Here is a 25,895-nt window from a genome sequence, read left to right on the forward strand (position 1 = left end):
CGCCTTGTCGTCGCTGATGCCCGGGGGTGGGAAATGCGGTCCAAAGCTACCGTCCTGATACTCGTTCTGACGCTGCTCGGCACCGCACCAGCCGCACCCGCCAACGCCGCCAGCACAGTCGCCCTCGACGGCCTTTCCCGCCCGGTCGACCTGCTCGTCGACAAGTGGGGCGTCCCGCACATCTACGCGGCCAACACCTCAGACCTGTTCTACGCACAGGGATTCACCGTCGCCCGCGACCGGCTCTTCCAGCTCGACACCTGGCGCCGCCGCGGACTCGGGTTGCTCAGCGAAGTCCTCGGCGAGTCCTATGTGGACCAGGACCGCGCCGCCCGGCTGTTCCTCTACCGCGGCGACATGAAGAAGGAATGGGCCGCCTACGGTCCCGAAGCCAAGCTCGCCGCCACCCGGTTCGCCGAGGGGATCAACTCCTACGTCGACTGGCTCGCCAAACATCCCGAAGCGGCCCCGCCGGAGTTCGGCAAGCTCGGCTACCGACCGTCGCACTGGCAGCCCGAGGACGTCGTCCGCATCCGGACGCACGCGATCGGCGAGAACCTGATGTGGGAGGTCGCCCGCGCGCAGATGGTGTGCCAGGCCGGGCCGAACGCGAGCAAGTACCTCCGCGGCCTGCACCCCGACCACGAGGCCGCGGTGCCGGAAGGTCTCGATCCGTGTTCAGTCCCCGGCGACGTGCTTTCCGTGTACAACAAGGCAACCGCGGCCGTCACGTTCCCGAAGGGCGTCGCCGGGCCGAAGGACATCGCCGACGCCACCAGCGGCAGCAACTCGTGGGCGATCGGCCCGAACCGCACCGCCACCGGACGGCCGATCCTCGCCAACGACCCGCACCGCGGCGCCGACGCCTTGCCGTCCGGTCGTTATGTCGCCCAGCTTTCCGCGCCCGGCCTGAACCTCGCCGGGGCCGGCGAGCCGTGGAACCCGGGCATCGCCATCGGCCACAACGATTCCGTCGCGTTCGGGCTGACGAACCTGCCGGTCGACCAGACCGACCTCTACGTCTACGAACTCGACCCCGCCGACCACAGCCGGTACCGCTACCGCGGCGGCTGGGAGCCGATCACCAAGGTCACCGAAACCATCCCGGTGCTGGGCGGCCAGCCGGTCACCCGCGAACTGTCCTTCACCCGGCACGGCCCGATCGTGAAGGTCGACGAAGCGGCGAACCGGGCGTTCGCCGTCCGCACCGCGTGGACCGAACCCGGCAGCGCCGCCTACCTCGGCAGCCTGAACTACCAGCGCGCCCGCAACTTCACCGAGTTCACCGCCGGAATGCGCAAGTGGGGCGCGCCCGGATCGAACCTCGTCTACGCCGACGTCCACGGCGACATCGGCTACGTCCCCGGCGCGCTGACCCCGCGCCGCATCGGGACCGGATACGACGGTCTGCTGCCCGTCCCCGGAGACGGCCGCTACGAATGGAGCGGCTTCTACCCCAACTCCGAACTCCCGTGGCAGCACAACCCGCCGGCGGGTTTCTTCGCCTCCGCCAACGACTACAACCTTCCGCCCGGCTTCCCGGTGGTGTCCAACTACGAATGGCAGCTGCCGTACCGCAAGGAGCGGATCGACGAGCTGATCAAGTCCACGCCGCGCGCCCGCGTCGCCGATTCGCTCGCCATCCAGCGCGACGAAAAGTCCTTGCTCGCCACCCGGCTCACCCCCTTCGTGCGGAACCTGTCGTCCACCGATCCGGACACCGCGAAGGCACTCGAGCTCCTGCGCGGTTTCGACGGCGTCGCCTCGGTGGATTCCGCCCCGGCCGCGCTGTACGAAACCTGGCTGCTGAAGTACCTCCACGGCGGCTGGGCGCACACGATGCTCCCGCAAGCCGCCGCGGACGTCCTGTCCCGCACCATCAATCCGGACTTCAGCCTCGTCCTCGCGTCCTTCGCCGACCCCGACGCGTGGTTCGGCCCGGGCGGCGCGGCCAAGCGCGACAAGCTGATCCTGGACACGCTCCCGCTCGCGTTCCGCGACGTCGCCGGAAAGCTCGGCGGCGACCCGGCGAAGTGGCGCTGGGGCTCGCTGCAGTACCAGGAGTTCGCGCACCCGGCGGGCGGCCCGAATGTCGGCCCCACCCCGGTCGGCGGCGACTACCAGACCGTCCACCCGTCGTTCTTCCACCCGCTCACCTACCAGCAGATCATCGGCGCGACCTTCAAGATGGCGCTCGACGTCGGCGACTGGGACGCGTCGCGGGCGATCAACGCGCCCGGCCAGTCCGGCGATCCGCGCAGCCCGCACTACCGGGACCTGAACGACCTGTGGGCGTCCGGCGGCTCGTTCCCCCTGCTCTCGAGCCGCGCGGCGGTCGAACGGAACCTCGACACCCGGATCCGGCTGGTCCCGAGGTTCACTTCGGGAAGCTAGCCCGCAGCCGGGCGAGCGGGACCGCCGCGCAGGCCAGCAGCACGGCGCAGGCCGTCTGCAGCAGCAGGAACCAGAACGGGCACGCGCCCGGAATCAGGTCGACGCCGACGAGAGCGACCGGTGCGACGATCGAGACGAGACGCGCCCGCTGATAAGCCCGGTTCGACCCCTTCGCCGCGAGCGAGACCAGCCAGTACACGATCACGGCGCTGACCGGCACCAGAGCGGACCGCGTCCACATGAAGCTGGTCGCCGTGCCGGAGGAGGCCGCCAGGGCGACGATCGTCCCGAAGACGGCGACGCCCGCCGCTCCGTAAGCGACGACGAACCCCTTAACGAGGCCGAACGGACGCTGGGCGGCGGTGGCGGCGGGGCGTTCGATGGTCTGCATTGCTGTTCTCCCTTGTGGTTTCCCGTTGTGCCAGCAACGCTAGAAAGCCGGGGCCCGGCCCGGTATGGGTCTGGCCGCACAAGGGGGTGGGCCTGGACCCACTCCTGTCCCGCGGCGGCGGGAATCCGGCGTTTCGTGGTGCACAGTGGACCGCGGAACACCGGACGGACAGGGGGAAGAAACGATGCGGCTACTACGGTCTTGGTTGCGCGGTTGCGGGGTGGGTTTTGTCCGAGCTGCCCAGGCGGCGGGCGTGGCCCTGCTGGTCCCGGTGGTGTGGGCGGCCGCGGCCGGCCTGTGGCAGTTGTGGGGCGGCACCGCGTGGTCGTGGATCGCGCCGTTCATCTGGGCGGCGATCGGGACGCTGCTGCTGGCGAAGCCGGTCTGCCGGATGACCCGGACCATGGTCGCGAACTGGACCGGGATCGTGCTCCCGCCCGGATACCGCGAGCCGCCGCCGATCACCCAGCTGTCGACCGGATTCTGGTGGAACGGCCACTCCTACTCCCGCACCCGCGAAGACGCCCGGCGCGAGCAGCGGATGAAGAACTGGCGCTACGACCCGGCGACCTGGCGGGACCTGCGGTTCGTCCTCCTCGCGCCGGTCTCGTTCGGCCTGGTCGCGCTCGTGCCGCTGCTCGGCGTCGTCGCGGCGGTCCTGGCGCTGACGGCTCTCCCCGCCGGATACCTGGCCGGTCTGCTGGTCACGGCCGCGACCGCGCCGTACGCGTGGCGAAGCGTCATCCCGGTCGCCACGCGCTTCCTGGGCGCGTCCGCCACGATGGAGCTGGCCGACCGGGTCGACACGCTGACTGCCCTGCGCGCGGACACGACCATCGCGCAGGCCGCGGAAATCCGCCGCATCGAACGGGATCTGCACGACGGCGCGCAAGCCAGGCTGGTCGCGCTCGGCCTCGCGCTGGCGACCGCGGAGAAGCTGATGGAGACCAATCCCGAGCAGGCCAAGGAGTTGCTGCGCGATGCCCGGGCCGGCGCGGCCACGTCGCTCACGGAACTGCGCGAACTGGTCCGCGGCATCAGCCCGCCGGTGCTGAACGAACGCGGCCTCGCCGACGCTGTCCGCGCGATGGCGATGGACATGCCGGTGGACGTGACCGTCGAGACCGACCTGCCGCAGCCGCTCGATCCGCCGATCGAATCCGCGCTGTACTTCGGGATCGCCGAACTGCTCGCCAACGCGGTGAAGCATTCGCACGCGTCCCACGTCCGGATTTCCCTGCTGCAGGAGGGAAATCAGCTGTGCGCCGAGGTCGAGGACGATGGCCGCGGCGGGGCCGAGATCCACCCGGACGGCGGGCTCGGCGGGCTGCGCCGCCGTCTCGCGGTCTTCGACGGCACGCTGGAAGTCACCAGCCCGGAAGGCGGGCCGACCCGAGCGTGGATGATGGTGCCATGCGCATCGTCGTAGCCGAGGACCTCTACCTGCTGCGGGACGGATTGGTCCGGCTCTTGCAGGCCTACGGCCACGAGGTGGTGGCGACCGCGACGACCGGTCCGGAAACCGTCGCCGTACTGCGGGAACACCGGCCGGACGTCGCCGTGGTCGACGTCCGGATGCCGCCGACGCAAACCGACGAGGGCCTGCGCGCGGTCCTCGCCGCGCGGCGCGAGACGCCCGGGTTGCCGGTGCTGATCCTGTCGCAGCACGTCGAACAGCTCTACGCCCGCGAACTCTTGGTCGACGGGGCGAGCGGCGTCGGATATCTGTTGAAGGACAGCGTTTTCGAGGCTGAGCAGTTCATCGACGCCCTGGAACGCGTCGCAGCTGGCGGCACCGCGATGGATCCGGCGGTGATCTCGAAACTGCTCACGAGCGGATCGCCGGACCAACGGCTCGGCACGCTGACCGACCGCGAGCGTTCGGTGCTGGAGCTGATGGCGGAAGGCCTGTCGAACACCGCGATCGCCGGGCGGCTGTTCCTGAGCGAAAGCGCGATCAGCAAGTACACGACGTCGCTGTTCGGCAAACTCGGCATCACCGACGACGAAACCGGCAACCGGCGCGTCCTGGCGGTGCTGACCTACCTCAACTCGTGAGTGCCTAGGCCGGTTCTGACCGGCCTAGGCACTCACGAGAGCGTCAGCCGACCAGATTGTCGAAGCGCCGCAACGTTTCCTCAGCGCCCAGCGCCTGCGTGATCGAGTGCAGATCCGGGCTCCGAGTCGACCCCGTGATCGCGATCCGGATGATCTGCGACGCCTCGCGGATCGAGCCCGGGTACGCGTCCGGATCCTTCTTGAGTTCCTTGGCGTTCTTGGCGAAGCCGTGCTTGGCCGCGACGTCGCGGATCTGCTGGAACCACTCCTGACCGTCGTCAAGCTGCTGATAAGCCGACACAAAGTCCGACGCCACCGCACGCACGACATCCGCCGGAACGCCCAGCGCCGCGATCCGCTCGTCCTCGGGGCCGGTCGCCGCCTGGTGCAGCTGCGGGAAGAAGAACCCGTAGACGGCGCGGAATTCGCTCCACTTCTTCAGGTCCTTGCGCGGGTTCTCGACGCCCTCGCGCTCCACCGCCAGCGCGCGCAGCGCCAGCTCCCGCGAAGACTCCAGGACCGCCTTCAGCTCCGGGTCGAACCGCTCGGCCCACTCCAGCACCGACGCGAGGATCTCCTCGCCGGACAGCGTCGCGACGTAGTCGGCCGCGAGGTCGTCCAGCTTCACCAGGTCCACCAGCGGACCGGCGACGCCGCACTCGTCGAGATTGATCGGCGCGTCGAGCGCTTCGGCGAGCGGCATCTCGGCGAGCCGTCCGTTCGCCAGGCCGCGCAGGTAGTACAGCACCGCCGGGACCGGGTAGCCGGCTTCGAGGTAGAAGTCGACGGAGGCTTCCGGGTCCTTGCGCTTGGACAGCTTCCGCTTGCTGCCGCCCTCCTGCTTCATCAGCGGCGCGATGTGCGCGTACTGGATCGGCTCGAAGCCGAGCGCTTCGAAGAGCTGCTGGTGCGTCGGCACCGACGAGATCCACTCGTCGCCGCGGATCACCAGGTTCACGCGCATCAGGTGGTCGTCGACCGCGTGCGCGAAGTGGTAGGTCGGCAGCCGCGGGCTCTGGTCGGAGCTCTTGAGGATCACCACGTCGTTGCGGTTGGCCTCGGCCTCGATGGTGCCGCGGATCGCGTCGGTGAAGCGCACGCGCTGCCCGGTGTCGTCGGGCGCGCGGAAGCGGACCACCCACGGCTCGCCAGCGTCGAGCTTCGCCTGCACGTCGGCCGCGTCGGCGTCGCGCCAGATCGCCCACGAGCCGTAGTAGCCCGTCGGGAGCTTCGTCGCCTGCTGCCGCGCGGTGATGGACGCCAGTTCGTCCTTCGTCGCGAAGTCGATGTACGCGCGGCCTTCGCGCAGAAGGTGCCGTACGTAGGTGAGGTAGATCTGCTCGCGCTCAGACTGCCGGTACGGGCTGTACTCGCCGCCGCGCACCGCGTCCTCGTCGGCCTGCAGCCCGAAGTACGCGAAGCCGCGTTCGAACTGCTCCAGCGCGCCCTCGACCTCGCGCGACTGGTCGGTGTCCTCGACGCGCACCAGGTAGCGGCCCTCGGAACGACGCGCGACGTCCTGGTCGATCGTCGCGACGTAGATGCCGCCGATGTGCACGAAGCCGGTCGGCGACGGGCCGAACCGGGTCACCTTCGCGCCGTCGGGCAACTGCCGGGCCGGATAGCGCTGTTCCCAGTGCTCAGGCTCGGGCAGATCCGCGGGGAACAGGGCGTCGATGACCGCACGGTCCAGCATCGGAGGTCGGGTCTCCCAGGTCGTTCGGGTGTTTTCGCTAGCGCTTCGAGTATCGCCGACCGCCGTCTCCGCCGGTCGCTCAGGTCCCCGGGTTGTCGGTACGGTTGCCAACCGACCGTTTCCGATATATCGTGAACGTGTCGCAACAGTTCGAGAAAGGACATCAAGACCATGAACCGACGACGACACCCGTTCCCCGGCGGACGCTCCTTCCCCGGCGGACATCACGAACACGGAGAACACGAAGAGCACGGACGGTCCTCGTTCGGCCCCTGGGGCCGGGAATTCGGCGAGTTCGCGTTCGGGCCCGGCGGGCGCGGACGACGCGGCCACGGTCCGGGCGGCGGACGCCGGGGCTCCCGGCGCGGCCGGCGCGGCGACGTGCGAGCGGCGATCCTCACCCTGCTCGCGGAACAGCCGCGGCACGGGTACGAGATCATCCGCGAGATCGGCGAGCGCAGCGGCGGGCTCTGGAAGCCCAGCCCCGGCTCGATCTACCCGACCCTGCAGATGCTGGCCGACGAAGGCCTGGTCGTGAGCCGCGACGAGAGCGGAAAGAAGCTCTTCGAACTCACCGACGAGGGCCGCGCCGCCGCCGAGCAGCAGGCTGGAACGCCGCCGTGGGAGCACTTCACCGACGACGTCGAACCGGTCGAGCACGACCTGCGCAAGGCGGGCGCGACGCTCGCCGCGGCCGTCGTGCAGGTGATGCGCGCGGGCAGCGAGAACCAGCAGGCCCGTGCGGTGGACGTACTCAACGAGGCACGCCGGTCGATCTACTCGATCCTCGGCGAGGTCGAGGACTCGGATGATTCTGCCGAGTCCGGAGAGGCAGCCGAGTGACCGGGCAGGACGAGGCCGGTGGGTTTGACGCGGCAATGCACGCGATAGCCCACCGGCAGCGTCACCTCGCCCGGCCCCGGGTTCAGTTGCCGCGTGTCGGCGATCGCCCGCTGCGCGACCTTCGCGCTGAACTCGATCTTCAGTACTGATTCCGCCGCGGCGAAGTCCGCGAAGCGCCAACGCGTGCGTACGCGCCGACAGTTGAAGCCGTGCGCGGCGAAGAAGCGTTCCACCGCAGGCGGGTCGTAGTGCGGCAAATCCGCGCGCATCCACCCGCCGTACGGCTCACTGGTCACGTCGAGGTCGACGATCACGATCGATCCTCCGGGCCGCAGCACCCGTTCCGCTTCGCGCAATCCGGGCTCGCAGCCAGGGCCGAAGAAATACGCGGTGCGCGCGTGCACGACGTCCACACTGGCGTCGTCCACCGGCAACCGCTGTGCCCGGCCCACGCGAACCCGCACGTTCCCCAGATCCCGCACCCGTCGCTCCGCGTCCCGCGCGAGCGGCGGGTGCGGTTCGATTCCGAGCACTGAACGAGCGTCGGCGGCGAAGACCGGCAAGTGGTATCCGTCACCGCAGCCGAGATCGAGAACGTCGCGGCCGGTCCAATCGCACTCTTCGCGCAGTACGCGCCAGATCTCGCCGTCCGCGTCCTGCGCCCGGTTTTCGACGTCGTAGACGTCCTGGTAGTACCAAATGTTCGGGCTGGGAACGACTTCTCCGGACCCCGCCGGACCGCGGAAGAACCAGCGCACTGCACTCCTCTCCGGTCACGGGACGCCGTCGGCTTTCCCGCTCAGAGCGTAGAACCCCGTCCCGCCGAATACACTTCTCCCTCATCGGGGAGGAGACACGCAATGTCGATCGGCTGGCCCGGCGCCCGCACGATCCCGGCAGGATTGCCCTGCTGGGTCGAGGTGGCGTGCCACGACGAAGCCCGGACCCAGGACTTCTACTCCCGCCTTTTCGGCTGGGAATACGAAACCCGGCGCGATCCCGCGTCGCCGACCGGCCGGTACTCCATCGCCTCGTGCGACGGGGTGGCCGCCGGTGGTCTATACCAAGCAGGCGCCCGCAGCGCGCCCGGCTGGACGATGCAGCTCGCGGTGCCGCACACGGCGAGCGCGGCCGAATGGGTCGAGCACCTCGGCGGGCAGGTGACGCTGGGACCGGTCGCGATTCCCGACCGCGGCAGCATCGTGCACGCGATCGACGCGTGCGGCGCGCCGGTGGTGTTCTGGGAAGCCCCGCCGGACTGGCAGTTCGCGGGCGGCGTGCCCAACACGTTCAGCGGCGCGGACCTCAACACGCACGACGGCGTGGCCGCGGACCACTTCTACACCAAGCTGTTCAACTACTCGAGCCGTCAGGTCGGCGACGGTGAAAGCGTCGACTATGCCGAATATTCCATTGAGCACACGGCAGTGCTGTACCGCTACGTCATGGGTCCCGAATACCGCCGGGACACTCCCCCGCACTGGCTCGTCTACTTCGAGATCGACCCCGCGCGCGGCGCGGACGCGACGGCGGGCCAGGCGCTGATGCTGGGCGGTTCGGTGGTGATCGAGCCGTACGACACGCCGTTCGGCCGCACCGCGATCCTCGCCGATCCGGACGGCGCGGTGTTCGCGGTGATCGACCACTCGCGGGTGCTGGAAGACGTGGGCCGCGCCGAGGTCGACGACCCGTACGACGACTGAACTCTGCTGTTTTCACCCCCGCTGGCTCAGCCGGGCGCGCCGGTCACCGGGAAGCTCTCTTGCCGCCCGCCGAAGACAGGGTCAGGCGGGAACGAAGGCCGACAGCAGCAGCCACGACACGACGGCCGAGGGCAGCAGCGAGTCGAGGCGGTCCATGATGCCGCCGTGGCCGGGCAGCAGCGTGCCCATGTCCTTGATGCCGAGGTCGCGTTTGATGAGCGACTCGACGAGGTCGCCGAGCGTCGCGGTGAGCACGATGGCCGCGCCGAAGAGCACGCCCTGCCAGGCGTGGCCGTCCAGCATCAGGCTGATCGTGAGCACACCCGCGGCGATGCCCGCGATCATCGAACCGGCGAAGCCCTCCCAGGACTTCTTCGGGCTGATCGTGGGCGCCATCGGGTGCTTGCCGCCGAGCACGCCGGCGATGTAGCCGCCGGTGTCGGAAGCGACCACGGCGATCAGGAAGGTGAGCACGCGGCCGACACCGTCGTGCGGCGGCACGAGCATGGCCGCGAACGCGCCGAACAACGGCAGGTACGCGGCGGCGAAAACGGAGGCGCTGACGTCGCGCACGTAGCCCTTCGCGCCGCCGGGCAAGCGCCACAGCAGACACGCGAGGACGGTGAGCACGAACGCGGTGAGCGCGCCTTCCCGGCCGAACGGCCAGGCCAGCCAGATCATCGCCTGCCCGCCGACCAGCACCGGGATCAGCGCGACCTTGGTGTCCGCGACGCGGCGCAGCACGCCGGAGAACTCGAACGTGCCGACCGCGATCGCGGCGGCGATGACCCCGATGAAGAGGAACCGGACGGTGACCAGGGAAACGATGATCGCGGCCCCGAGCAGCAGCCCGACGCCGATCGCCGCGGGAAGGTTGCGCCCGGCCCGGGACGCTTTCTTCTCCGCTTTCCCGTCGTTCTCCGGCGTGTTCCCGGACGCGACCGATTCGCCGTTCGCCTGCTGGCTCGCGGAGGAACCCTTCGCGGGAACGCCTTTCGCTGCCTCTCCCACGGAAGAGGCAGCCGTCGCGGAGTTCCCGGTTTCCGCCGATTTCCCCGACACGGCACCGGATTCCGCGTGCGCAGCCGCCGCGGATTCCGTTTTCCGTTGCACGGCAGGGTTTTCCGTAGCCGGTTCCGGCCGCGACACCGGGTCCGGCTCGGCGGCCGGGTCCGGTGGCGGGATGTCGCTCACCCGCTCGTCGCGTTCCTCGCTCACCTGGCTCATCAGACCTCGAGCAGCTCGGCTTCCTTGTGTTTCACCAGCTCGTCGACCTGGTGCACGTAGGTGTCGGTGAGGTTCTGCAGCTCCTTCTCCGCGCGCGCGACCTCGTCCTCGCCCGCTTCGCCGTCCTTGGCGATGCGGTCGAGTTCTTCCTTGGCCTTGCGGCGGATGCTGCGGATCGAGACGCGGGCGTCCTCGCCCTTGCCCTTCGCGACCTTCACCATCTCCTTGCGCCGCTCCTCGGTGAGCTGCGGGATGACGATGCGGATGACGTTGCCGTCGTTGCTCGGGTTGACGCCGAGGTCGGACTCGCGGATCGCCTTCTCGATGGCGTTCAGCTGCGTCTGGTCGTAAGGCTTGATCAACGCCATCCGGGCTTCCGGCACGTTGACGCTGGCCAGCTGGTTCAGCGGGGTCGGCGCACCGTAGTACTCGACGACGATGCGGGAGAACATCGACGGGTTGGCCCGCCCGGTGCGCACCGACGTGAGGTCTTCCTTCGCGACGGACACCGCTTTTTCCATCTTCTCCTCGGCGTCGAGGAGGGTCTCGTCGATCACGGCTACTCCCGGTGTTGTGTTGTCGGACCTGAGCTTGATCCCAGCAGGTCTAGGCGGACGCCTCGTCGGCGGGGGTCGAGACCAGCGTGCCGATCCTCTCACCGCCCACCGCGCGGGCGATGTTGCCCTCGGTGAGCAGGTTGAACACGATGATCGGCATCTTGTTGTCCATGCAGAGGCTGAACGCGGTGGCGTCGGCGACCTTGAGGCCGCGCTCGAGCACCTCGCGGTGGGTGATGTCGGTGAACATCTTCGCGTCCGGGTCGGTCTTCGGATCCGCGGTGTAGACGCCGTCCACGGCCTTCGCCATCAGCACGGCTTCGCAGCCGAGTTCGAGCGCGCGCTGCGCTGCGGCGGTGTCGGTGGAGAAGTACGGCATGCCGACGCCGGCGCCGAAGATCACGACGCGGCCCTTCTCGAGGTGCCGTTCCGCGCGGCGCGGGATGTAGGGCTCGGCGACCTGGCCCATCGTGATCGCGGTCTGCACGCGGGTGGGAAGGCCTTCCTTTTCGAGGAAGTCCTGCAGCGCGAGGCAGTTCATCACGGTGCCGAGCATCGCCATGTAGTCGGCGCGGTCGCGGTCCATGCCGCGCTGGGAGAGCTCCGCGCCGCGGAAATAGTTGCCGCCGCCGATCACCACCGCGATCTGCACTCCCGTGCGCGCGACGTCGGCGATCTGCTGGGCGACGGAGTGCACGACGTCGGGGTCGACGCCCACCGCGCCGCCGCCGAACATCTCGCCGCCCAGTTTCAGCAGCACCCGGCGGTACCCGCCCTCGACCCGGTCCTCACCCATGTCTGTCGCCTCCTGCCCCTCGGTAGACCCGACTGTGCCCCGTCCCCGATGCGCGGAGACGGGGCACAGTGCCAGAACCTAGTCCCAGTGCCTCGCTCAGGCCTGGCCGACCTCGAACCGGGCGAACCGGGTCAGGGTCACGCCCGCCGCGTCGAGCAGGGCCTTGACGGTCTTCTTGTTGTCCTTGACCGACGGCTGCTCGAGCAGCACGTTGTCCTTGTAGTACGCGTTGACCTTGCCCTCGATGATCTTCGGCAGCGCCTGCTCGGGCTTGCCTTCCTCGCGGGCGGTCTGCTCGGCGATGCGGCGCTCGTTCTCGATGATCTCGGCCGGCACCTCCTCGCGGGTCAGGTACTTCGCGCGCAGCGCGGCGACCTGCATGGCGGCGCCGCGGGCGGCGTCGACGTCGTCACCGGTGAACTCGACCAGCACGCCGACGGCCGGCGGGAGGTCGGAGCCGCGGCGGTGCAGGTAGGTCGCGGTCTTGCCCTCGAACGACACCACGCGGCGCAGCTCGAGCTTCTCGCCGATGCGGGCCGAAAGCTCCTGCACGGCCTCGTTGACCGGCTTGCCGCCCAGGTCGGCGGCCTTGAGGGCCTCGACGTCGCTGGACTTCAGCGCCTTCGCGGCCTCGACGATCTTCGCCGCGAGCTGCTGGAACTCGTCGTTCTTGGCGACGAAGTCGGTCTCCGAGTCGAGCTCGATCATGACGCCGCCGTCGCCGGCGACCAGGCCCTCGGCGGTGGCGCGCTCGGCGCGCTTGCCGACGTCCTTGGCACCCTTGATGCGCAGGAACTCGACAGCCTTCTCGAAGTCGCCGTCGTTCTCCTCGAGGGCCTTCTTGCAGTCCATCATGCCCGCGCCGGTCATCTCGCGCAGGCGCTTCACGTCAGCGGCGGTGTAGTTCGCCATCGTGTTGAATCCGTCCGTTTCAGGTACGTGTGCGGTGAGCGCCGTCCGGGCGGCCCTGCGCGGACCGCCCGGACGGGGTGGATCAGGAGTTGGCCGGAGCCTGCTCGCCGTTCGCTTCCGCGGTCTCGGTCGCGGCGGCCTCGGGGGCCTCGGTCGCGGCCGTCTCGGTCGCGGCGGCCTCGGTGGTCGCAGCGGCGGCCTCGGTCGCGTCGGCGGCGGCGGTCTCCGAGCCCGCGAGGAGCTCCTTCTCCCACTCGGCCAGCGGCTCGTCCGAAGCACCGGTCTCCGGCTTCGCGTCGGCCGAAGCGCCGTTGCGGCCCGAGCGGGCCATCAGCCCGGCGGCGGCGGCCTCGGCGACGACCTTCGTGAGCAGCGCGGCGGAACGGATCGCGTCGTCGTTGCCCGGGATCGGGTAGTCGACCTCGTCCGGGTCGCAGTTGGTGTCGAGGATCGCGACGACCGGGATGTTGAGCTTGCGAGCCTCGCCGACGGCGATGTGCTCCTTCTTGGTGTCGACGATCCACACCGCGGACGGCACCTTGGCCATGTCCCGGATGCCGCCCAGGGTCTTCTCGAGCTTGTCCTTCTCGCGGGTCAGCGTGAGGATCTCGCGCTTGGTCAGTCCGGTGAAACCGCCGGTCTGCTCCTGGGCCTCGAGCTCCTTCAGGCGGAGAAGGCGCTTGTGGACGGTCTGGAAGTTGGTCAGCATGCCGCCGAGCCAGCGCTGGTTCACGTAGGGCATGCCCACGCGCGCGGCCTCGTTGGCGATCGCTTCCTGCGCCTGCTTCTTCGTGCCGACGAACATGATGGTGCCGCCGTGCGCGACGGTTTCCTTGATGAACTCGAACGCACGGTCGATGTACGTCAGCGTCTGCTGCAGGTCGATGATGTAGATGCCGTTGCGCTCGGTGAAGATGTAGCGCTTCATCTTCGGGTTCCACCGACGGGTCTGGTGCCCGAAGTGCACGCCGCTGTCGAGCAGCTGCTTCATGGTGACGACGGCCATTGCCGGAATCACACCTTCTCTGTACTCGCGCGCTCCCGCCGCCGGTCTTTCGATCCGCCCGCGGAGGCGCTGTTCCGGTTAGTCGCCCGCGACCGGGAGGTCGTGGGCCCTGGTGCCGTAGCCGATGCCCGGACCCGCGGGTTCGGTAGTGCGAAACCCCAGGGACCGCCGGACACCGTGCGCCCCTCCGTCCGGGTTCCCGCCGAAGCGGCCCGTCCGGGGACGCGCGCACGTGCACGCGAAGTCAGTCCAGCGAGTGGACTGCGGGATTGATTCTACTCCCCGCCACCAGGCCCGCCCCTGCGGGCAGCCTTCGCCCGGCCCGGGGTTGTCCACAACTGTGTCCGCCTGTGGACAACTGCAGCCGAGGAGCCGGTTCCGGTCGGCCGGTGGATGACGATGGAGGCATGACCACTACGCGAGCTTTTCCCGCTGTCGCCGCTTCTGCCCGAACTGCCGATTCCCCTGCCGATTCCCTTGCCGCCCGACGTACTCCCAGCTCGACGCCCTCGCCTTTCCCCCGCCCGGACAGGGAGGCGAGCAGCCGAGCCGAACCCTCGCCGGAGACACCTCACCCAGTAGTCCTGGCGACCGCCGCTCTGCTCGCCCAGCACCCGCCCACAGCAGCCACTCTGCTGGCCCCGGACGACACACTCCCGCCCGCTGCCGCACCCCCTCGCAGCGGCCGTCACCGCAGAACTCCCGCCAGACCGCCCAGAATCCGCCGTGCCTGGACACGCGCGAAGTCCGCCGCAGGCGCAATTACCCGATACGCCGTGTTCGCCTCCCGAAGACTCCTCCGCCCGCCCCGAACCCCAGCGACCCTCCTGCCGAGGATCTCCCTGCCGTGCGATTTCAGCTGGGGCCACCCACCGCTGCGTCTGGCTGGAGCAGTGGGTGATCTCCCGCTGCTTAGCCTGCGCAGCCACCGAAACACCACCCGTACGTGGCTAATCCTGGCGACAGTCTTGACCCTGTCCGCAGCCTCAGCAGCCCTGCTCGACAACCAAGCCGACGCCCAGCCCACCCCAGAACAACCCGGCCGCCTGGCCTGGCCCCTGACGCCCCGCCCCCACGTAACCCGCAACTTCGAACCACCCGCGACCCCATTCGGCCCAGGCCACCGAGGCGTAGACCTGGAAGCCGCCGCCGGACAACAGGTCCTGGCCGCAGACATGGGCGTCGTAATCTTCGCCGGTCAAGTAGCAGGCCAGGGAGTAGTCGCCCTAGACCACGACGGCGGCCTGCACACGACCTATCTCCCCATCGCCCCGGCAGTCGCCCCCGGAGACCAGATCTACCGAGGCCAGCCATTAGGAACAGCCATGCCGGGCCACCCCGGCTGCCCGACCGCCGCCTGCCTCCACTGGGGCGCCCGCCGCGGCACGGAATACATCGACCCGCTCGCCTTGGTCGGCGACCCGAGCCGAGTCCGCCTCAAACCCTGGGCAGAAGGCCCGTGACACCGCGCCCGATCCCGTCCGGCCAGGCCGTCGCCGCCCGGCCGGTCCTCGGCAGGGGTCAGCCGGGCGGTTGCTCCATCAGCTTGGCGCGCAGCCGCATCACCGCGCGGGTGTGGAGCTGGCTCACGCGGGACTCCGTGACGCCCAGGACCTTGCCGATTTCGGCCAGGGTCAGGCTTTCGAAGTAGTAGAGGCTGACCACGATCTTGTCCCGGTCGGTGAGCTGCGCGATGGCTTCCGCCAGCTGGCGGCGGTTGTCCTGGTCCACCAGGACGGCCACCGGGTCCACCGCGCCGTCGTCGGGGAGGGTGTCGACCAGCGAGCCGGCGTCTTTGCCCGCGGCGACGAGATCTTCCAGGGCCACCACGCTGGTCAGGCGGAGCTGGCCGTAGAAATCGCGCAGGTCGTCGAGACTGATGCCCATCTCGCCGGCGAGTTCGGCGTCGGTCGGGGTTCGGTGCAGGCGGGCGCCTAGGCGCTCCAGGGCACGGGCCGTTTCCTTTGCCTTGCTGCGCACCGCGCGCGGGACCCAGTCCTGGGAACGCAGGTCGTCCAGGATGGCGCCGCGGATGCGTTGCATCGCGTACGTCTCGAAGCGCAGGCCGCGTTCCGGGTCGAACTTCTCGATCGCGTCGACCAATCCGAATATTCCAGACTGCACGAGATCGCCGACATCCACGTGTGTCGGCAGTCCGGTGCCGACCCGGCCCGCGACGTACTTCACCAGCGGCGCGTAGTGCAGCACCAGCCGGTCGCGCGACGTCTGGTCCGGTTTGTCGGCGAACTGCTGCCACAGCGCCTGGATCCCCGCGTCGACGTCCTGACCAGGACGACCGTCCCCAGTGACGGCGTCCTGCACGCCGGGGCGTTCCGCCCCGGCTTCCGTGACCTGCGACGTGGAAGTCATCGCACGGTCGTTCTCGGCGTGCTGCTCAGTGTGGTCTCCGTGCTCGTGCGGATGCGCGTGCGCCGGCGGTTCGGCCCTGCCGTCCCCGGCCGAGCCACCGCCGGCCTCTTCAGGCCCGCGGGTGTGCTCGGTCATGGATCGCCTTCAGCCGATCGACGGTCACATGAGTGTAGAGCTGGGTCGTGGCCAGCGTAGCGTGACCAAGCAGTTCCTGAACGCTCCTGAGATCGGCACCTCCTTCGAGCAGATGCGTCGCGGCGGAATGCCTTAGCCCGTGCGGCCCCATGTCCGTTGCGCCCGGCACCGCGGCCACCGCCTCGTGCACCACCCGGCGCGCCGCGCGCGGGTCCAGGCGCTTGCCGCGCACGCCCAGGAAAAGCGCCGGGCCCGGCGTTTCCCCAGCCAGCGCAGGCCGTCCGTCCTCCAGCCACGCGGTCAGCGCCTCGGCAGCCGGGACGCCGAACGGAACTGTCCGCTCCTTGTCTCCCTTGCCCACCACCGAAACCACGCGGCGGGAAAAGTCCACGCTGCCGACGTCCAGACCGCACAGCTCCGACACCCGAATGCCGGTTGCGTACAGCAATTCGACCAACGCGCGGTCACGCAGAGCGACCGGATCCCGTTCGGCTGCCCCTTTCGCGGAGGCGTCCATGAGCGCGTCGGCCTGTTCGGCGCGGAGCACGCCGGGCAAGGTCCGGTGCGCGCGCGGCGCGGCCAGCCGACCGCCCGGGTCCGACTTCAGCAAACCGGTGCGGTGCGCCCAAGCGGTGAACGTGCGCGCGGCCGCGGCGCGGCGCGCGAGGGTGGTGCGCCCGGCACCGTCCGAGCGCTGCCCCGCGAGCCACGCGCGCAGCTGCGTGACGTCCAAGTCCTCAAAGCTCCGCGCGGGACGGTCACCCTCCCCCACGGTCACGAACGCCAACAGCGAAACGACGTCGCCGACGTACGCGCGCACGGTGTGCGGCGACAGCCCGCGCTCCAGCGACAGATGCCGTTCGTAACCGGCCACCACCGACTCGGCTGACTCCGGCAATTCGGCGCGAAGAGCACGAAGATCGGGTCGTGGCGGGCGTTTCCGGTGTCCACCGGGACGCGGGACCGCGTCCTTGCGTGCACTCGCTGAGGGCATGGCGATTACGCTGCGCGAACCATCGCCATTGGTCAAGCATCGCCACGCCCATCATCGGTTGGCCGTTCGGACGATCTGCCGCCAGCCGGTGTCGCCGCGCATCGCGAAGCCGTCGATTTCCAGTGCCGGCAACAAGGCGCGAACTCGGGAAACCGGCACTCCAGCGCTTTCCGCGACCTCCTCCGGAGCCCGGCCGGCCCGCGGGAGCAGCGCGTCGTAAACCCGCGACGCCTCCGGACCGAGACTGTCGGTGGGCCGCCGGCCGGACTCAGCCGCAGGAGCCGCGGTACCGAACCGCCCCACGGTTTCGAGCACCTCGTCGACCGAGGTGACCAACGTGGCCTTGCAGTCCCGGATCAACGCATGGCAACCCGCTGAACTGCCCGAATGCACTGATCCCGGCAGCGCCATCACGACCTTGCCGAGCGCGCCCGCGATGGTGGCGGTGTTGCGTGCGCCGCTGCGGATTCCGGCTTCCACAACGACTGTGCCGTCGGTGAGACCTGCGATAAGGCGGTTGCGCACCAGAAATCGATGGCGCGCGGGCGGAGTCTTCGGTGCGTACTCGCTGACCAGCGCGCCGCCGTCGGCGATGCGGTTCAACAGGTCGACGTTCCCCGCGGGATAGGAATAGTCGACTGCGCATCCGAGCAGCGCGACCGTGACCCCGCCACCGCTGAGCGCGCCGCGATGAGCGGCGGCGTCGATGCCCAGGGCCGCACCGGAGAAGACCGGTACTTGGCGAGTTGCCAACGCGTGGCCGATCTCGAGCGCGTTGTGCTCGCCGTAGTCCGTGGCCATCCGAGCGCCGACGACCGCCACCGCGCGGTCGGCGGCTTCGGCCAGGTTCGCGGTGCCGCGGACCCACAACCCGAGCGGCGCGGCGACGTGCTTCACGCCGTTGCCGGTCGCGACGGCTAGCGAGAGCAGTGGCCACGCTGGCCATTCGTAGTCTTCGGGAATCACGAGCCGCGCACCGGCTTTGGCGGCCGCCTCGAGATCTTGTTCCGCGATCGTGGATTCCCGTCGCGCGGCCGTTTCGCGGAGAACCTGCTCGGGACAGTCTCCGGCTTGGACCCGCTCGGCTGCCACGATCGGGCCGTGTTCGCCGACGAACTCCAGCAGGTGCGGTGCCGGTGGTTCGGCGACGCCCAGCAGATACGCGCGGGCGAGCCGTTCGGAATCGGTCGCCGCGGTCTGGTCTTCGACGGCGACGCTCACGCCGCACCTCTTCGGCAACCGGGGTTCTCGGAGCGAACGACGGCGAGATGCCGGTGCAGCGCCAACCGTTCCCGAACCCGGACGGGGTCGTGTTCGGGGCGGATCTCCCCGCGCCGGACGGGATGCAGATGCCGGACGATCTTGTGCTGCGGCGTTTTCGGCCTGCGGTGCCGGGTGCGCGGGGTGGCGGACGGGATGGCTCGGCTGGACATGGGTGATTCCTTTCGGTGAAGGTTCGGACGGGCGGGTTTGCCTGTCCGGGCGGGACATCTGGACCGGGGGTTGGGTGAGCGGCGGACTGGTTACGGGCTACCGGCGGCTCCGGGCGAACGGCTTTCGACTGGGAGCGGGACGGCGCATCGGGACCCGGGGAGCCAGGACCTCTCGACGCTGTCATGACGAACGGGGCACCGACCTGAGCTGGAACTCGTCGAACGGGCTCAAGCGACGGAACACCAGTCCGGTGAAGGACAGTTCGCCGTGGCCCCGGTGAGCGGACGGCAGCCAGAGCCGGGCCGTCTACGAGGTCGGGACTTGCCCGGCATCGACACCATTTGCTGTGGTCCTAGCGAACTGACGACTGCCGTGGTGAGGGATCCCTTCGGGTTCGGGTGAGCGGACGGCAGCCAGAGCCGGGCCGTTCACGAGGTCGGGACTTACCCGGCACCGGCACCAATTGCGGTGGTCCTAGCGAACTGACGACTGCCGTGGCGAGGAATCCCTTCTGGTTCGGGTGAGCAGCCGGGGTTAGCCGGTTTTGCGTTCTCGGAAGTCAAGGGCTGCGGTGACGTGGTCGGTGTCCGGCTGGGGCAGGGCGGCCAGGTCGGCCAGGGTCCAGGCGATGCGCAGGCATCGGTCTGCTCCTCTCGCGGTCAGGAGTCCTCGGTCGAGGGCTCGGTCCAGGACTGCGGTCGCCGGTGGAGGCAGGGCGAAATCTCGGCGCAGGACTGGGCCGGGCACCTCCGTGTTGGATTGCCAGCCGTGTTCGTGCCAGCGGTGTTTGGCGCGGTCTCGGGCGGCCAGGACTCGGGTTCGGACGGCCGATGTCGGTTCGGGGGCGGTTGATTGGTGGGCGGAGATCGCCGTTAAGGGGCGTAGGCGGACTCGGAGGTCTACTCGGTCCAGGAGGGGGCCCGACAACCGCGACAGGTAGCGGCGGCGGGTGGTTGCTGAGCAGGTGCAGTCGGTTTCCCGGGGCGGGGCGCAGGGGCATGGGTTCGTGGCCAGGACCAGCTGGAACTGGGCTGGATAGCGGACGACGCCTTTGGCGCGGGCGATCCGGACTTCGCCTTCCTCCATGACGGTGCGGAGCGAGTCGAGGCGCTGGTTGCCGAATTCGCAGGCCTCGTCCAGAAAAAGCACGCCTCGGTGAGCTCGGCTGATGGCACCGGGGGCCGCCAGGCCGGTGCCGCCGCCGATGAGGGCTGGTGGGCTGATCGAGTGGTGTGGGGCGACGAAGGGCGGGACGGTGACCAGGGGCGATGACTTCGACAGGGAGCCGTCTACTGAGTGGATGGCGGTTACTTCAAGGGATTCAGCTGGGGACAAATCCGGGAGCAGGCCGGGGAGGCGTTTGGCCAGCATGCTTTTGCCTACCCCGGGCGGGCCGGTGAGCAGCAGGTGGTGGCCGCCCGCTGCGGCTACTTCCAGGGCCCAGCGGGCTTCTGGTTGGCCTACTACGTCGGCTAGGTCGGGAACTGCCATCGGGGCAGCCGGAACCGGCGCGGCGGGTGGTTCTAGGTCGGCCTCGTCTTTTAGCCAGGCGATCAGTTCGGCTAGGCGGGTTACGCCGGAGACTTCCAGGCCGTCCACTAGGGCGGCTTCTACCAAGGACTCCGTGGGTACTACGGCTCGTTCGTGGCCCGCGGCTTTGGCCGCCAGCAGGCCGGGGAGGACGCCTCGGACGGGGCGGATTCTGCCGTCCAGGGCCAGTTCTCCCAGGAGGATGGTGTGCAGGAGTTTTCGGGCTGGGACGGCGCCGATGGCGGCCAGGACGGCGGCGGCGATGCCCAGGTCGTAGCCGGAGCCCATTTTGGGCAGGTTGGCGGGCGACAGGGCCAGCGTGATTTTGCCGTCCGGCCAGGATTGGCCGGAGTTGCGGACGGCGGAGCGGACTCGGTCTTTTGCCTCGCGCAGGCCGGCGTCGGGCAGGCCTACCAGGGTGACTCGGCTGAGGCCGCCGCCTAAGTCGGCTTCGATTTCCACTACTCGGCCTTCTATGCCCAGCAGCGCGACGGACCAGGTTTTGGCGTGGGGCATCAGAAAGCTCCCACCAGGTGGCGCACGACCGGGTCTTCGCCGTCTGGGGCGTAGACGGTCACTACGTCGTAGCGGATGCGGCACCAGCCGACCCGATGCTCTTTCAGCCAGCGCATGGCGGCCCGGTGGACGCGGTCGATCTTCTCGGGAGTCACCGACTCGGCTGGGGTGCCGTATTCGGTGCTGGAGCGGGTTTTGACCTCGCAGAAGATCACCCGGTCGCCCTCGGACAGGACGAGGTCCAGCTCGCCTTCGCGGCAGTGCCAGTTCCGGCTGAGCAGGACCATGCCGGCGGCCTGCAGGTGCCGGGCGGCGAGGTCCTCGCCCCAGCGGCCGAACGTCCGGCGCCAGGCCGCGCCGGGGTGCGGGCCGTCGTTCATGGTGTCCCCCTCGGACAGCGTGAGCACCGTCGGTCACGGTGCGTGTGCTTTCACGATCGCAACGTGACCGGAAGCCGCGCCAGGGGGATTTCGGTCAGCTGTGGATAACCGGGGGGTTGTGGATCGAGGCCGGTCCGCGAAGGCACACCGCGGCGGAATTGTCGGGGCGGTGTGCGGGAGGGCGGAGACGACGAAGGCCACCCGGGCAGGTGCCGGGTGGCCTCGTGGGTGAAGCGGGGGTCAGCCTGAGAACGGGCCGTCCTCGGGGAGCCGCAGGTCGGGTTTGTCGAGTTCCTCGACGTTGACGTCCTTGAAGGTGATGACCCGGACGTGCTTCACGAACCGGGCGGGGCGGTACATGTCCCACACCCAGGCGTCCGACATGCGCACCTCGAAGTACACCTCGCCGCCGCCGTCGCGCACCTGCACGTCCACTGCGTTGGCCAGGTAGAACCGCCGCTCGGTCTCCACCACGTACGAGAACTGGCCCACTATGTCGCGGTACTCGCGGTACAGCGAGAGCTCCATCTCGGTCTCGTACTTCTCGAGATCCTCTGCGCTCATGAAATCCGCGCCCCTCCTCGCGTTCGTCCTGCTCCGGCGGCGGAGCGTTCATTCTTACCCACCGAGCGGCCCGGGGCACGGACCGGCCCGCCCGCTTTTTCCAGGGCATTCTCCAGTGCAGCGTAGGTGAGCACGACCGGATGCGGGGCAGTGAGTCCGTGCGCGAGGGCAACGGTGGCGACATTCGTGTAGGACCAGCGGTGCACCGGGCTCGGGCCGTGCTCACTCAGCGCAGCCAGATGGTCCGAGGTGCTGTAGCCCTTGTGCACGTCGAAGCCGTACGCCGGCAACTCTTCGTGCAGGCCGGCCATGATCCGGTCCCTCGTCACCTTCGCCAGGACCGACGCCGCCGCGATGCTCGCGACGCTGCGATCCCCCTTGATCACCGCGACATTCGGCGCGGGGATGCCGGGAATCGGGAAGCCGTCGGTGAGGACGTACCCGGGATGGGTGCGCAGGCCGGCGACGGCGCGGCGCATGCCTTCCAGGTTCATCACCCGGATGCCGAGCAGGTCCACCTGCTCGGACGGGATGACGATCACCGAGTAGTCGAGCGCGCGTTGCAGGACCCGGTCGTACACCCGGTCCCGGGCTTTCGCGGTGAGCATCTTCGAATCGGTCAGCTCGGGCAATCGCGCACCGTCGCCCGGACGGAGCACGCAGGAAGCCACTACGAGCGGACCCGCGCAGGCTCCGGCACCAGCTTCATCGACACCGGCGACCGGGCCTAGGCCGCGTCGTTCGAGGGCACCTTGCAGCCCCCAGAACAGCTCGCCGCGCACCACAGCGCGCGGCGGACGCAGCGGTTCCGCCGGAGTGCGGGGAGGAGGGAGAGTCACCGAAGCACCACCCGGAAGTCGCGGACGGAGCGCACCGCTTACCGTCTCCGGCCGGCCGCCTTGCGGAGGCCTGCCTTCAACCGGCGTCCGACGAAGAGCGTCGGCACCGCGGTGGCGAAGCCGATGCCGAGCGGCAACCCTTGCTGCCACGCGGGAGCGCCGAGCGCGACCGGCTGGGCGTTCTGCTGCGGATTGTGGTCCGAGATCCCGCCCCAGCGGCTCGGCGGCAGCACGATGATGCGGGCCTTGCCGATGACGTCATCCACGGGAACCGCACCGTTGGGCCCGCCGCCGCCCTGGTAGCGCGAGTCGGCGGAGTTGTTGCGGTTGTCGCCCATCACCCAGAGCGCGCCCTGCGGGACCTTCACCGGGGCGAACGACTCCTGAACGGGGTGGTTCTTGTCTTCCCAGTGGATGTAGGGCTCGTCGAGGGCCTTGCCGTCGACGATCACCCGGTTGCGGTCGTCGCAGCACTGGACCGTCTGGCCGCCGGTGGCGATGACGCGCTTGACGAAGTCCCGCTCGTCCGGCGGCGCGAAGCCGACCAGCGAACCGAGACCGCGCAGCGCGCGCACGACGATATTGCTCGACTCCTGCGGCGCGATCTCGTTCTCGGTCCACGCGGGCGGGCCCTTGAACACGATCACGTCCCCCGGGGAGGGGTCGGTGAAGTCGTAGGTGACGCGGTCGACCAGGATCCGGTCGCCGGTGCAGCCGGGGCAGCCGTGCAGCGTGGCCTCCATCGATCCCGAGGGGATCATGTAGACCTTCGCCAGGAACGCCTGGATCACGATCGTGAGCACCAGGGCGATCACGATCAGGATCGGCAGTTCCTTCCAGAACGACCGCTTTTTCGAGGACTTGCCTCGCCGGTGCGACCCCCGACGCCCGCCGGACCGTTCCTGGTCCTCCTCCGGGCGTTCGGGGCCGTCCTCATCGGCGTTCCGCGACACAGGTTCGACCACGTCGCCAGGCTACCGGTAACCGACTCGCCACTCAGCGGGCAGAGGTGGTCTCGCGGTTCTCGCGGCGCTCCTTGATCTTGGCCTTCTTGCCGCGGAGCTCGCGCAGGTAGTACAGCTTCGCCCGGCGCACGTCGCCGCGCTTGAAGACCTCGATCTCGGCCACGTTCGGCGAGTGCACCGGGAAGGTGCGCTCGACGCCGACGCCGAACGAGACCTTGCGGACGGTGAAGGTCTCCCGGACGCCGCCGCCGTGCCGGCGGATCACGACGCCCTGGAAGACCTGGTTGCGCTCGCGGTTGCCCTCGATGACGCGGACGTGCACCTTGAGCGTGTCGCCGGGGCGGAAGGCCGGGATGTCGGAACGCAGTGACTGCGCGTCCAGCGCGTCCAGGGTGTTCATCGGTGGTCCGTCCTCGTATTCGTGTGGCTTACGTACAGCTTGAGCGCGCAGTGGAGTTCACTGCGACTAGCCCGGGGCTGATGGCATTCACGGCTGGCGTCGCGGCTTTTACGGCGGCCGGTGGCCAAAGTAAAAGATGACGCGTCACGCCAACCAATCCATTATGGCAGAGGCCCCCGGGGACCTCGCACGGGGCCTATCCGGGCTGGTCGTCCAGCCCTTCGAGCACCTCGCGGTCCCGCTTGTCCAGGCTGCCTTCCGGCAGTTGGGCCAGCAGGTCGGGGCGACGCGACGCCGTCCGTTCGAGCGCCTGGTCGCGCCGCCAGCGGTCGATGAGCGCGTGGTTGCCCGAGCGCAGCACGTCCGGCACCGCCAGGTCGCGCCACACCTCCGGGCGGGTGTAGCTGGGGCCCTCGAGCAGGCCGTCGGAGAACGAGTCCTCGGCCGCCGACCGCGCGTTGCCGAGCACGCCCGGCAGCAGCCGGACCACGGCCTCGACGATCACCAGCACCGCGGCCTCGCCGCCGACCAGCACGTAGTCGCCGATCGAGACCTCGTCGACCGGCATCCGGCGGGCCGCGTCGTCCACGACCCGCTGGTCGATGCCCTCGTAGCGGCCGCAGGCGAACACCAGGTGCTTTTCCTCGGCGTAGGAATGCGCCAGCTCCTGGGTGAACGGCTTGCCCGCGGGAGTCGGGACCACGAGCCGGGTCCCTTCGCCGCACACGTCGTCCAGGGCCGGGCCCCAGATCTGCGGCTTCATGACCATGCCGGGACCGCCGCCGTACGGGGCGTCGTCGACCGCGCGGTGGACGTCGTGGGTCCAGTCGCGCAGGTCGTGCACGCCGACCTCGATGAGGCCGCGGTCGATCGCCCGGCCCAGCAGCGCGGCGCGCAGCGGGTCCAGGTACTCGGGGAAAATGGTGACGACGTCGATGCGCAAGCGGTTACCAGTTCCAGTACTCGGTGGCCTGGGCGTGCCACGGGCTCGGGACGTCCTGGTCGATCGCGAAGGCCATGCCGAGCCCCTGCGCGATCTTGATGCTGCGGTGCAGGGTCTGGCGGATCGGCGACCCGGCGGGCAGACCGTTGTCGTCCGACCACGTCTCGGTCTGCGTGACGCAGGTGCGCGCCCCGAAGCGGGCGTTCGAGCACGGAGCGGGCGCGCCCCAGGTCTGCAGATGTTCGAAATGGACGACCTTGCCCGAGCTCTTCTCGGTGATCGTGCCGCGCGCGACGAGCCGGTAGTCGGTGGACGGAACGGTCCAGCGCACATAGTGCTGGCGGCCGCCGTCGGACGGGATCGGCGTGCACGTCGCGCCGTCGCAGGCGGACTCTTCGGTGACCCGCTGCGAGTAGTACGTGCCGTTGCCGTCCCAGCCGTCGAGCAGCACCCAGTCGCCCGAGCGGACGAAGTGCTCAGCGGTCGCCGGCGGCCACGTGACCGGGTCGCCCCAGGTGATCTGCGATTCGGTGGCCGACTGCGGCGACCAAGCCCACTGGAACGCCTTCTCCCCCGGCGGCGCGTACTGGCCCGCGCTGCGCTGGAACATCAGCGAAAAGTCGCCGTACACCGGCGAAGCGGCCTGCGCGGGCGGCGCGGCGAAAGCGGTGGCCAGAACGGCTGCGAAGACAGCCTTCGTCCAGAACTTCACGAGCTCCCCCTCAATCAGCGTCGAGGAGGCCTTCGGGCGGATCGAGCACGACCCGGCCCCCCGCGACATCCACCACCGGGACGATGGCGCGGACGAAAGGTACCAACACCGAGCGCCCGTCGTGATCGAGTTCGAGCAGTTCCCCGGCCGGCGAATGGACCACCTCGACGACCTTGCCCACGACAGTCCCGTCGGCCAGCTCGGCGCTCAGGCCGGCCAGCTCGTGGTCGTAGAACTCCTCCGGGTCGCCGGTGGGCGGCAGCGTGTCCGTGTCCGCCAGGAGCAGGGCTCCGCGCAGGGTTTCCGCGACATCGCGGGTGAGCACCTGCTCGAAACGCACCAGCAGCCGCCCGCTGTGTTCGCGGGCGGCTGCGATGGTGAGTTCTCTCGTGCTGCCGTCGCGCAGCTTCGTCGTGACGACCGCACCGATCGCGAACCGCTGCTGCGGCGAATCGGTGCGCACGTCGACCGCGAGCTCGCCGCGGATGCCGTGCGCTTTCGCGATGCGGCCGACTACGACGTCCATACCT

Annotated in this window: 27 protein-coding genes; 6 read left to right on the top strand and 21 right to left on the bottom strand. The window is 69.5% G+C overall.

Going from position 1 to position 25,895, the window contains the following annotated elements; translation table 11 throughout:
- Window positions 1-33: 33 nt before the first annotated feature.
- Window positions 34-2,394 carry a penicillin acylase family protein gene (locus tag ABZX37_RS09075; protein WP_354737546.1) on the top strand — a complete coding sequence of 787 codons (2,361 nt, stop codon included), beginning with the start codon at window positions 34-36 and terminating at the stop codon, window positions 2,392-2,394.
- Here the strand turns inward: ABZX37_RS09075 and ABZX37_RS09080 are convergent.
- The gene (locus ABZX37_RS09080; protein WP_354737548.1) at window positions 2,378-2,785 is read right to left on the bottom strand and encodes a hypothetical protein; all 408 of its coding nucleotides are present in this window, start codon (window positions 2,783-2,785) and stop codon (window positions 2,378-2,380) included. The genes ABZX37_RS09075 and ABZX37_RS09080 overlap by 17 nt on opposite strands.
- 253 nt (window positions 2,786-3,038) lie before the next feature.
- Here ABZX37_RS09080 and ABZX37_RS09085 point away from each other — a divergent pair, with 253 nt between their 5' ends.
- Window positions 3,039-4,214 (top strand): histidine kinase, encoded by a 1,176-nt coding sequence (locus tag ABZX37_RS09085; RefSeq protein WP_354737550.1) that lies wholly within the window; start codon window positions 3,039-3,041, stop codon window positions 4,212-4,214.
- Entirely contained in the window at window positions 4,199-4,843 is a 645-nt protein-coding gene (locus tag ABZX37_RS09090; protein ID WP_354737552.1) for a response regulator transcription factor, read from the top strand. Before ABZX37_RS09085 ends, ABZX37_RS09090 begins: the two co-directional genes overlap by 16 nt.
- Window positions 4,844-4,886: 43 nt before the next feature.
- Here the strand turns inward: ABZX37_RS09090 and ABZX37_RS09095 are convergent, their stop codons facing one another.
- A complete protein-coding gene (locus ABZX37_RS09095; RefSeq protein ID WP_354737554.1) occupies window positions 4,887-6,539 on the bottom strand; it encodes a glutamate--tRNA ligase family protein in 1,653 nt (550 codons plus the stop codon).
- A 171-nt stretch (window positions 6,540-6,710) separates the two neighbouring features.
- On the opposite strand from ABZX37_RS09095, the gene ABZX37_RS09100 reads away from it, so the two are divergent.
- Window positions 6,711-7,382 (top strand): PadR family transcriptional regulator, encoded by a 672-nt coding sequence (locus ABZX37_RS09100; RefSeq protein ID WP_354737556.1) that lies wholly within the window; start codon window positions 6,711-6,713, stop codon window positions 7,380-7,382.
- Here the strand turns inward: ABZX37_RS09100 and ABZX37_RS09105 are convergent.
- Window positions 7,316-8,140, bottom strand: a complete 825-nt coding sequence (locus ABZX37_RS09105) for a class I SAM-dependent methyltransferase (RefSeq protein WP_354737558.1) — start codon at window positions 8,138-8,140, stop codon at window positions 7,316-7,318. The genes ABZX37_RS09100 and ABZX37_RS09105 overlap by 67 nt on opposite strands.
- Window positions 8,141-8,242: 102 nt before the next feature.
- On the opposite strand from ABZX37_RS09105, the gene ABZX37_RS09110 reads away from it, so the two are divergent.
- Window positions 8,243-9,085: a VOC family protein gene (locus ABZX37_RS09110; protein ID WP_354737560.1), complete on the top strand. Its 843-nt coding sequence runs from the start codon at window positions 8,243-8,245 to the stop codon at window positions 9,083-9,085.
- A gap of 81 nt (window positions 9,086-9,166) precedes the next feature.
- Here the strand turns inward: ABZX37_RS09110 and ABZX37_RS09115 are convergent, their stop codons facing one another.
- The 5 genes from ABZX37_RS09115 to rpsB form a co-directional block, all read right to left on the bottom strand.
- Window positions 9,167-10,312 (bottom strand): phosphatidate cytidylyltransferase, encoded by a 1,146-nt coding sequence (locus ABZX37_RS09115; protein WP_354737562.1) that lies wholly within the window; start codon window positions 10,310-10,312, stop codon window positions 9,167-9,169.
- Window positions 10,312-10,869, bottom strand: coding sequence for a ribosome recycling factor (gene frr / locus ABZX37_RS09120; RefSeq protein ID WP_344286019.1), 558 nt, complete (start codon window positions 10,867-10,869; stop codon window positions 10,312-10,314). The genes ABZX37_RS09115 and frr overlap by 1 nt, the downstream gene beginning before the upstream one ends.
- 49 nt (window positions 10,870-10,918) lie before the next feature.
- Window positions 10,919-11,665, bottom strand: a complete 747-nt coding sequence (gene pyrH, locus ABZX37_RS09125; protein ID WP_037810316.1) for a UMP kinase — start codon at window positions 11,663-11,665, stop codon at window positions 10,919-10,921.
- Window positions 11,666-11,761: 96 nt separating this feature from the next.
- Window positions 11,762-12,577 (bottom strand): translation elongation factor Ts, encoded by an 816-nt coding sequence (gene tsf / locus ABZX37_RS09130; protein ID WP_354737565.1) that lies wholly within the window; start codon window positions 12,575-12,577, stop codon window positions 11,762-11,764.
- 82 nt (window positions 12,578-12,659) lie between these two features.
- Complete coding sequence (gene rpsB / locus ABZX37_RS09135) at window positions 12,660-13,583, bottom strand: 30S ribosomal protein S2 (protein ID WP_354737567.1); 924 nt, start codon at window positions 13,581-13,583, stop codon at window positions 12,660-12,662.
- A 407-nt stretch (window positions 13,584-13,990) separates the two neighbouring features.
- Here rpsB and ABZX37_RS09140 point away from each other — a divergent pair, with 407 nt between their 5' ends.
- Window positions 13,991-15,046 carry a peptidoglycan DD-metalloendopeptidase family protein gene (locus tag ABZX37_RS09140; RefSeq protein WP_354737569.1) on the top strand — a complete coding sequence of 352 codons (1,056 nt, stop codon included), beginning with the start codon at window positions 13,991-13,993 and terminating at the stop codon, window positions 15,044-15,046.
- 58 nt (window positions 15,047-15,104) lie between these two features.
- Here the strand turns inward: ABZX37_RS09140 and ABZX37_RS09145 are convergent, their stop codons facing one another.
- The 13 genes from ABZX37_RS09145 to rimM all read right to left on the bottom strand — a co-directional run bounded on the left by ABZX37_RS09145 (window position 15,105) and on the right by rimM (window position 25,891).
- A complete protein-coding gene (locus ABZX37_RS09145) occupies window positions 15,105-16,088 on the bottom strand; it encodes a FliA/WhiG family RNA polymerase sigma factor (RefSeq protein ID WP_354737571.1) in 984 nt (327 codons plus the stop codon).
- A complete protein-coding gene (locus tag ABZX37_RS09150) occupies window positions 16,063-17,082 on the bottom strand; it encodes a tyrosine recombinase XerC (RefSeq protein ID WP_354737573.1) in 1,020 nt (339 codons plus the stop codon). The genes ABZX37_RS09145 and ABZX37_RS09150 overlap by 26 nt, the downstream gene beginning before the upstream one ends.
- A gap of 51 nt (window positions 17,083-17,133) precedes the next feature.
- Window positions 17,134-18,303, bottom strand: coding sequence for a DNA-processing protein DprA (gene dprA, locus ABZX37_RS09155; RefSeq protein ID WP_354737575.1), 1,170 nt, complete (start codon window positions 18,301-18,303; stop codon window positions 17,134-17,136).
- The gene (locus ABZX37_RS09160; RefSeq protein WP_354737577.1) at window positions 18,300-18,515 is read right to left on the bottom strand and encodes a hypothetical protein; all 216 of its coding nucleotides are present in this window, start codon (window positions 18,513-18,515) and stop codon (window positions 18,300-18,302) included. Before ABZX37_RS09160 ends, dprA begins: the two co-directional genes overlap by 4 nt.
- Before the next feature lie 535 nt (window positions 18,516-19,050).
- Complete coding sequence (locus tag ABZX37_RS09165) at window positions 19,051-20,562, bottom strand: YifB family Mg chelatase-like AAA ATPase (protein ID WP_354737579.1); 1,512 nt, start codon at window positions 20,560-20,562, stop codon at window positions 19,051-19,053.
- A complete protein-coding gene (locus ABZX37_RS09170) occupies window positions 20,562-20,942 on the bottom strand; it encodes a YraN family protein (protein ID WP_354737581.1) in 381 nt (126 codons plus the stop codon). The genes ABZX37_RS09165 and ABZX37_RS09170 overlap by 1 nt, the downstream gene beginning before the upstream one ends.
- Before the next feature lie 240 nt (window positions 20,943-21,182).
- Window positions 21,183-21,506, bottom strand: a complete 324-nt coding sequence (locus ABZX37_RS09175) for a DUF2469 domain-containing protein (RefSeq protein WP_003096226.1) — start codon at window positions 21,504-21,506, stop codon at window positions 21,183-21,185.
- The gene (locus tag ABZX37_RS09180) at window positions 21,503-22,291 is read right to left on the bottom strand and encodes a ribonuclease HII (RefSeq protein ID WP_344286109.1); all 789 of its coding nucleotides are present in this window, start codon (window positions 22,289-22,291) and stop codon (window positions 21,503-21,505) included. Before ABZX37_RS09180 ends, ABZX37_RS09175 begins: the two co-directional genes overlap by 4 nt.
- 92 nt (window positions 22,292-22,383) lie before the next feature.
- Complete coding sequence (gene lepB, locus ABZX37_RS09185; RefSeq protein ID WP_354737583.1) at window positions 22,384-23,310, bottom strand: signal peptidase I; 927 nt, start codon at window positions 23,308-23,310, stop codon at window positions 22,384-22,386.
- 31 nt (window positions 23,311-23,341) lie between these two features.
- Window positions 23,342-23,710, bottom strand: a complete 369-nt coding sequence (gene rplS / locus ABZX37_RS09190) for a 50S ribosomal protein L19 (RefSeq protein ID WP_067589193.1) — start codon at window positions 23,708-23,710, stop codon at window positions 23,342-23,344.
- 196 nt (window positions 23,711-23,906) lie between these two features.
- Window positions 23,907-24,653 carry a tRNA (guanosine(37)-N1)-methyltransferase TrmD gene (gene trmD / locus ABZX37_RS09195; protein ID WP_354737586.1) on the bottom strand — a complete coding sequence of 249 codons (747 nt, stop codon included), beginning with the start codon at window positions 24,651-24,653 and terminating at the stop codon, window positions 23,907-23,909.
- A gap of 4 nt (window positions 24,654-24,657) precedes the next feature.
- Window positions 24,658-25,365, bottom strand: a complete 708-nt coding sequence (locus ABZX37_RS09200; protein ID WP_354737588.1) for a hypothetical protein — start codon at window positions 25,363-25,365, stop codon at window positions 24,658-24,660.
- Between the two features lie 10 nt (window positions 25,366-25,375).
- Entirely contained in the window at window positions 25,376-25,891 is a 516-nt protein-coding gene (gene rimM / locus ABZX37_RS09205; protein WP_354737589.1) for a ribosome maturation factor RimM, read from the bottom strand.
- Window positions 25,892-25,895: the final 4 nt, after the last annotated feature.

The sequence above is a fragment of the Amycolatopsis sp. NPDC004079 genome (genome assembly GCF_040610415.1).
GTDB lineage: Bacteria > Actinomycetota > Actinomycetes > Mycobacteriales > Pseudonocardiaceae > Amycolatopsis > Amycolatopsis halotolerans.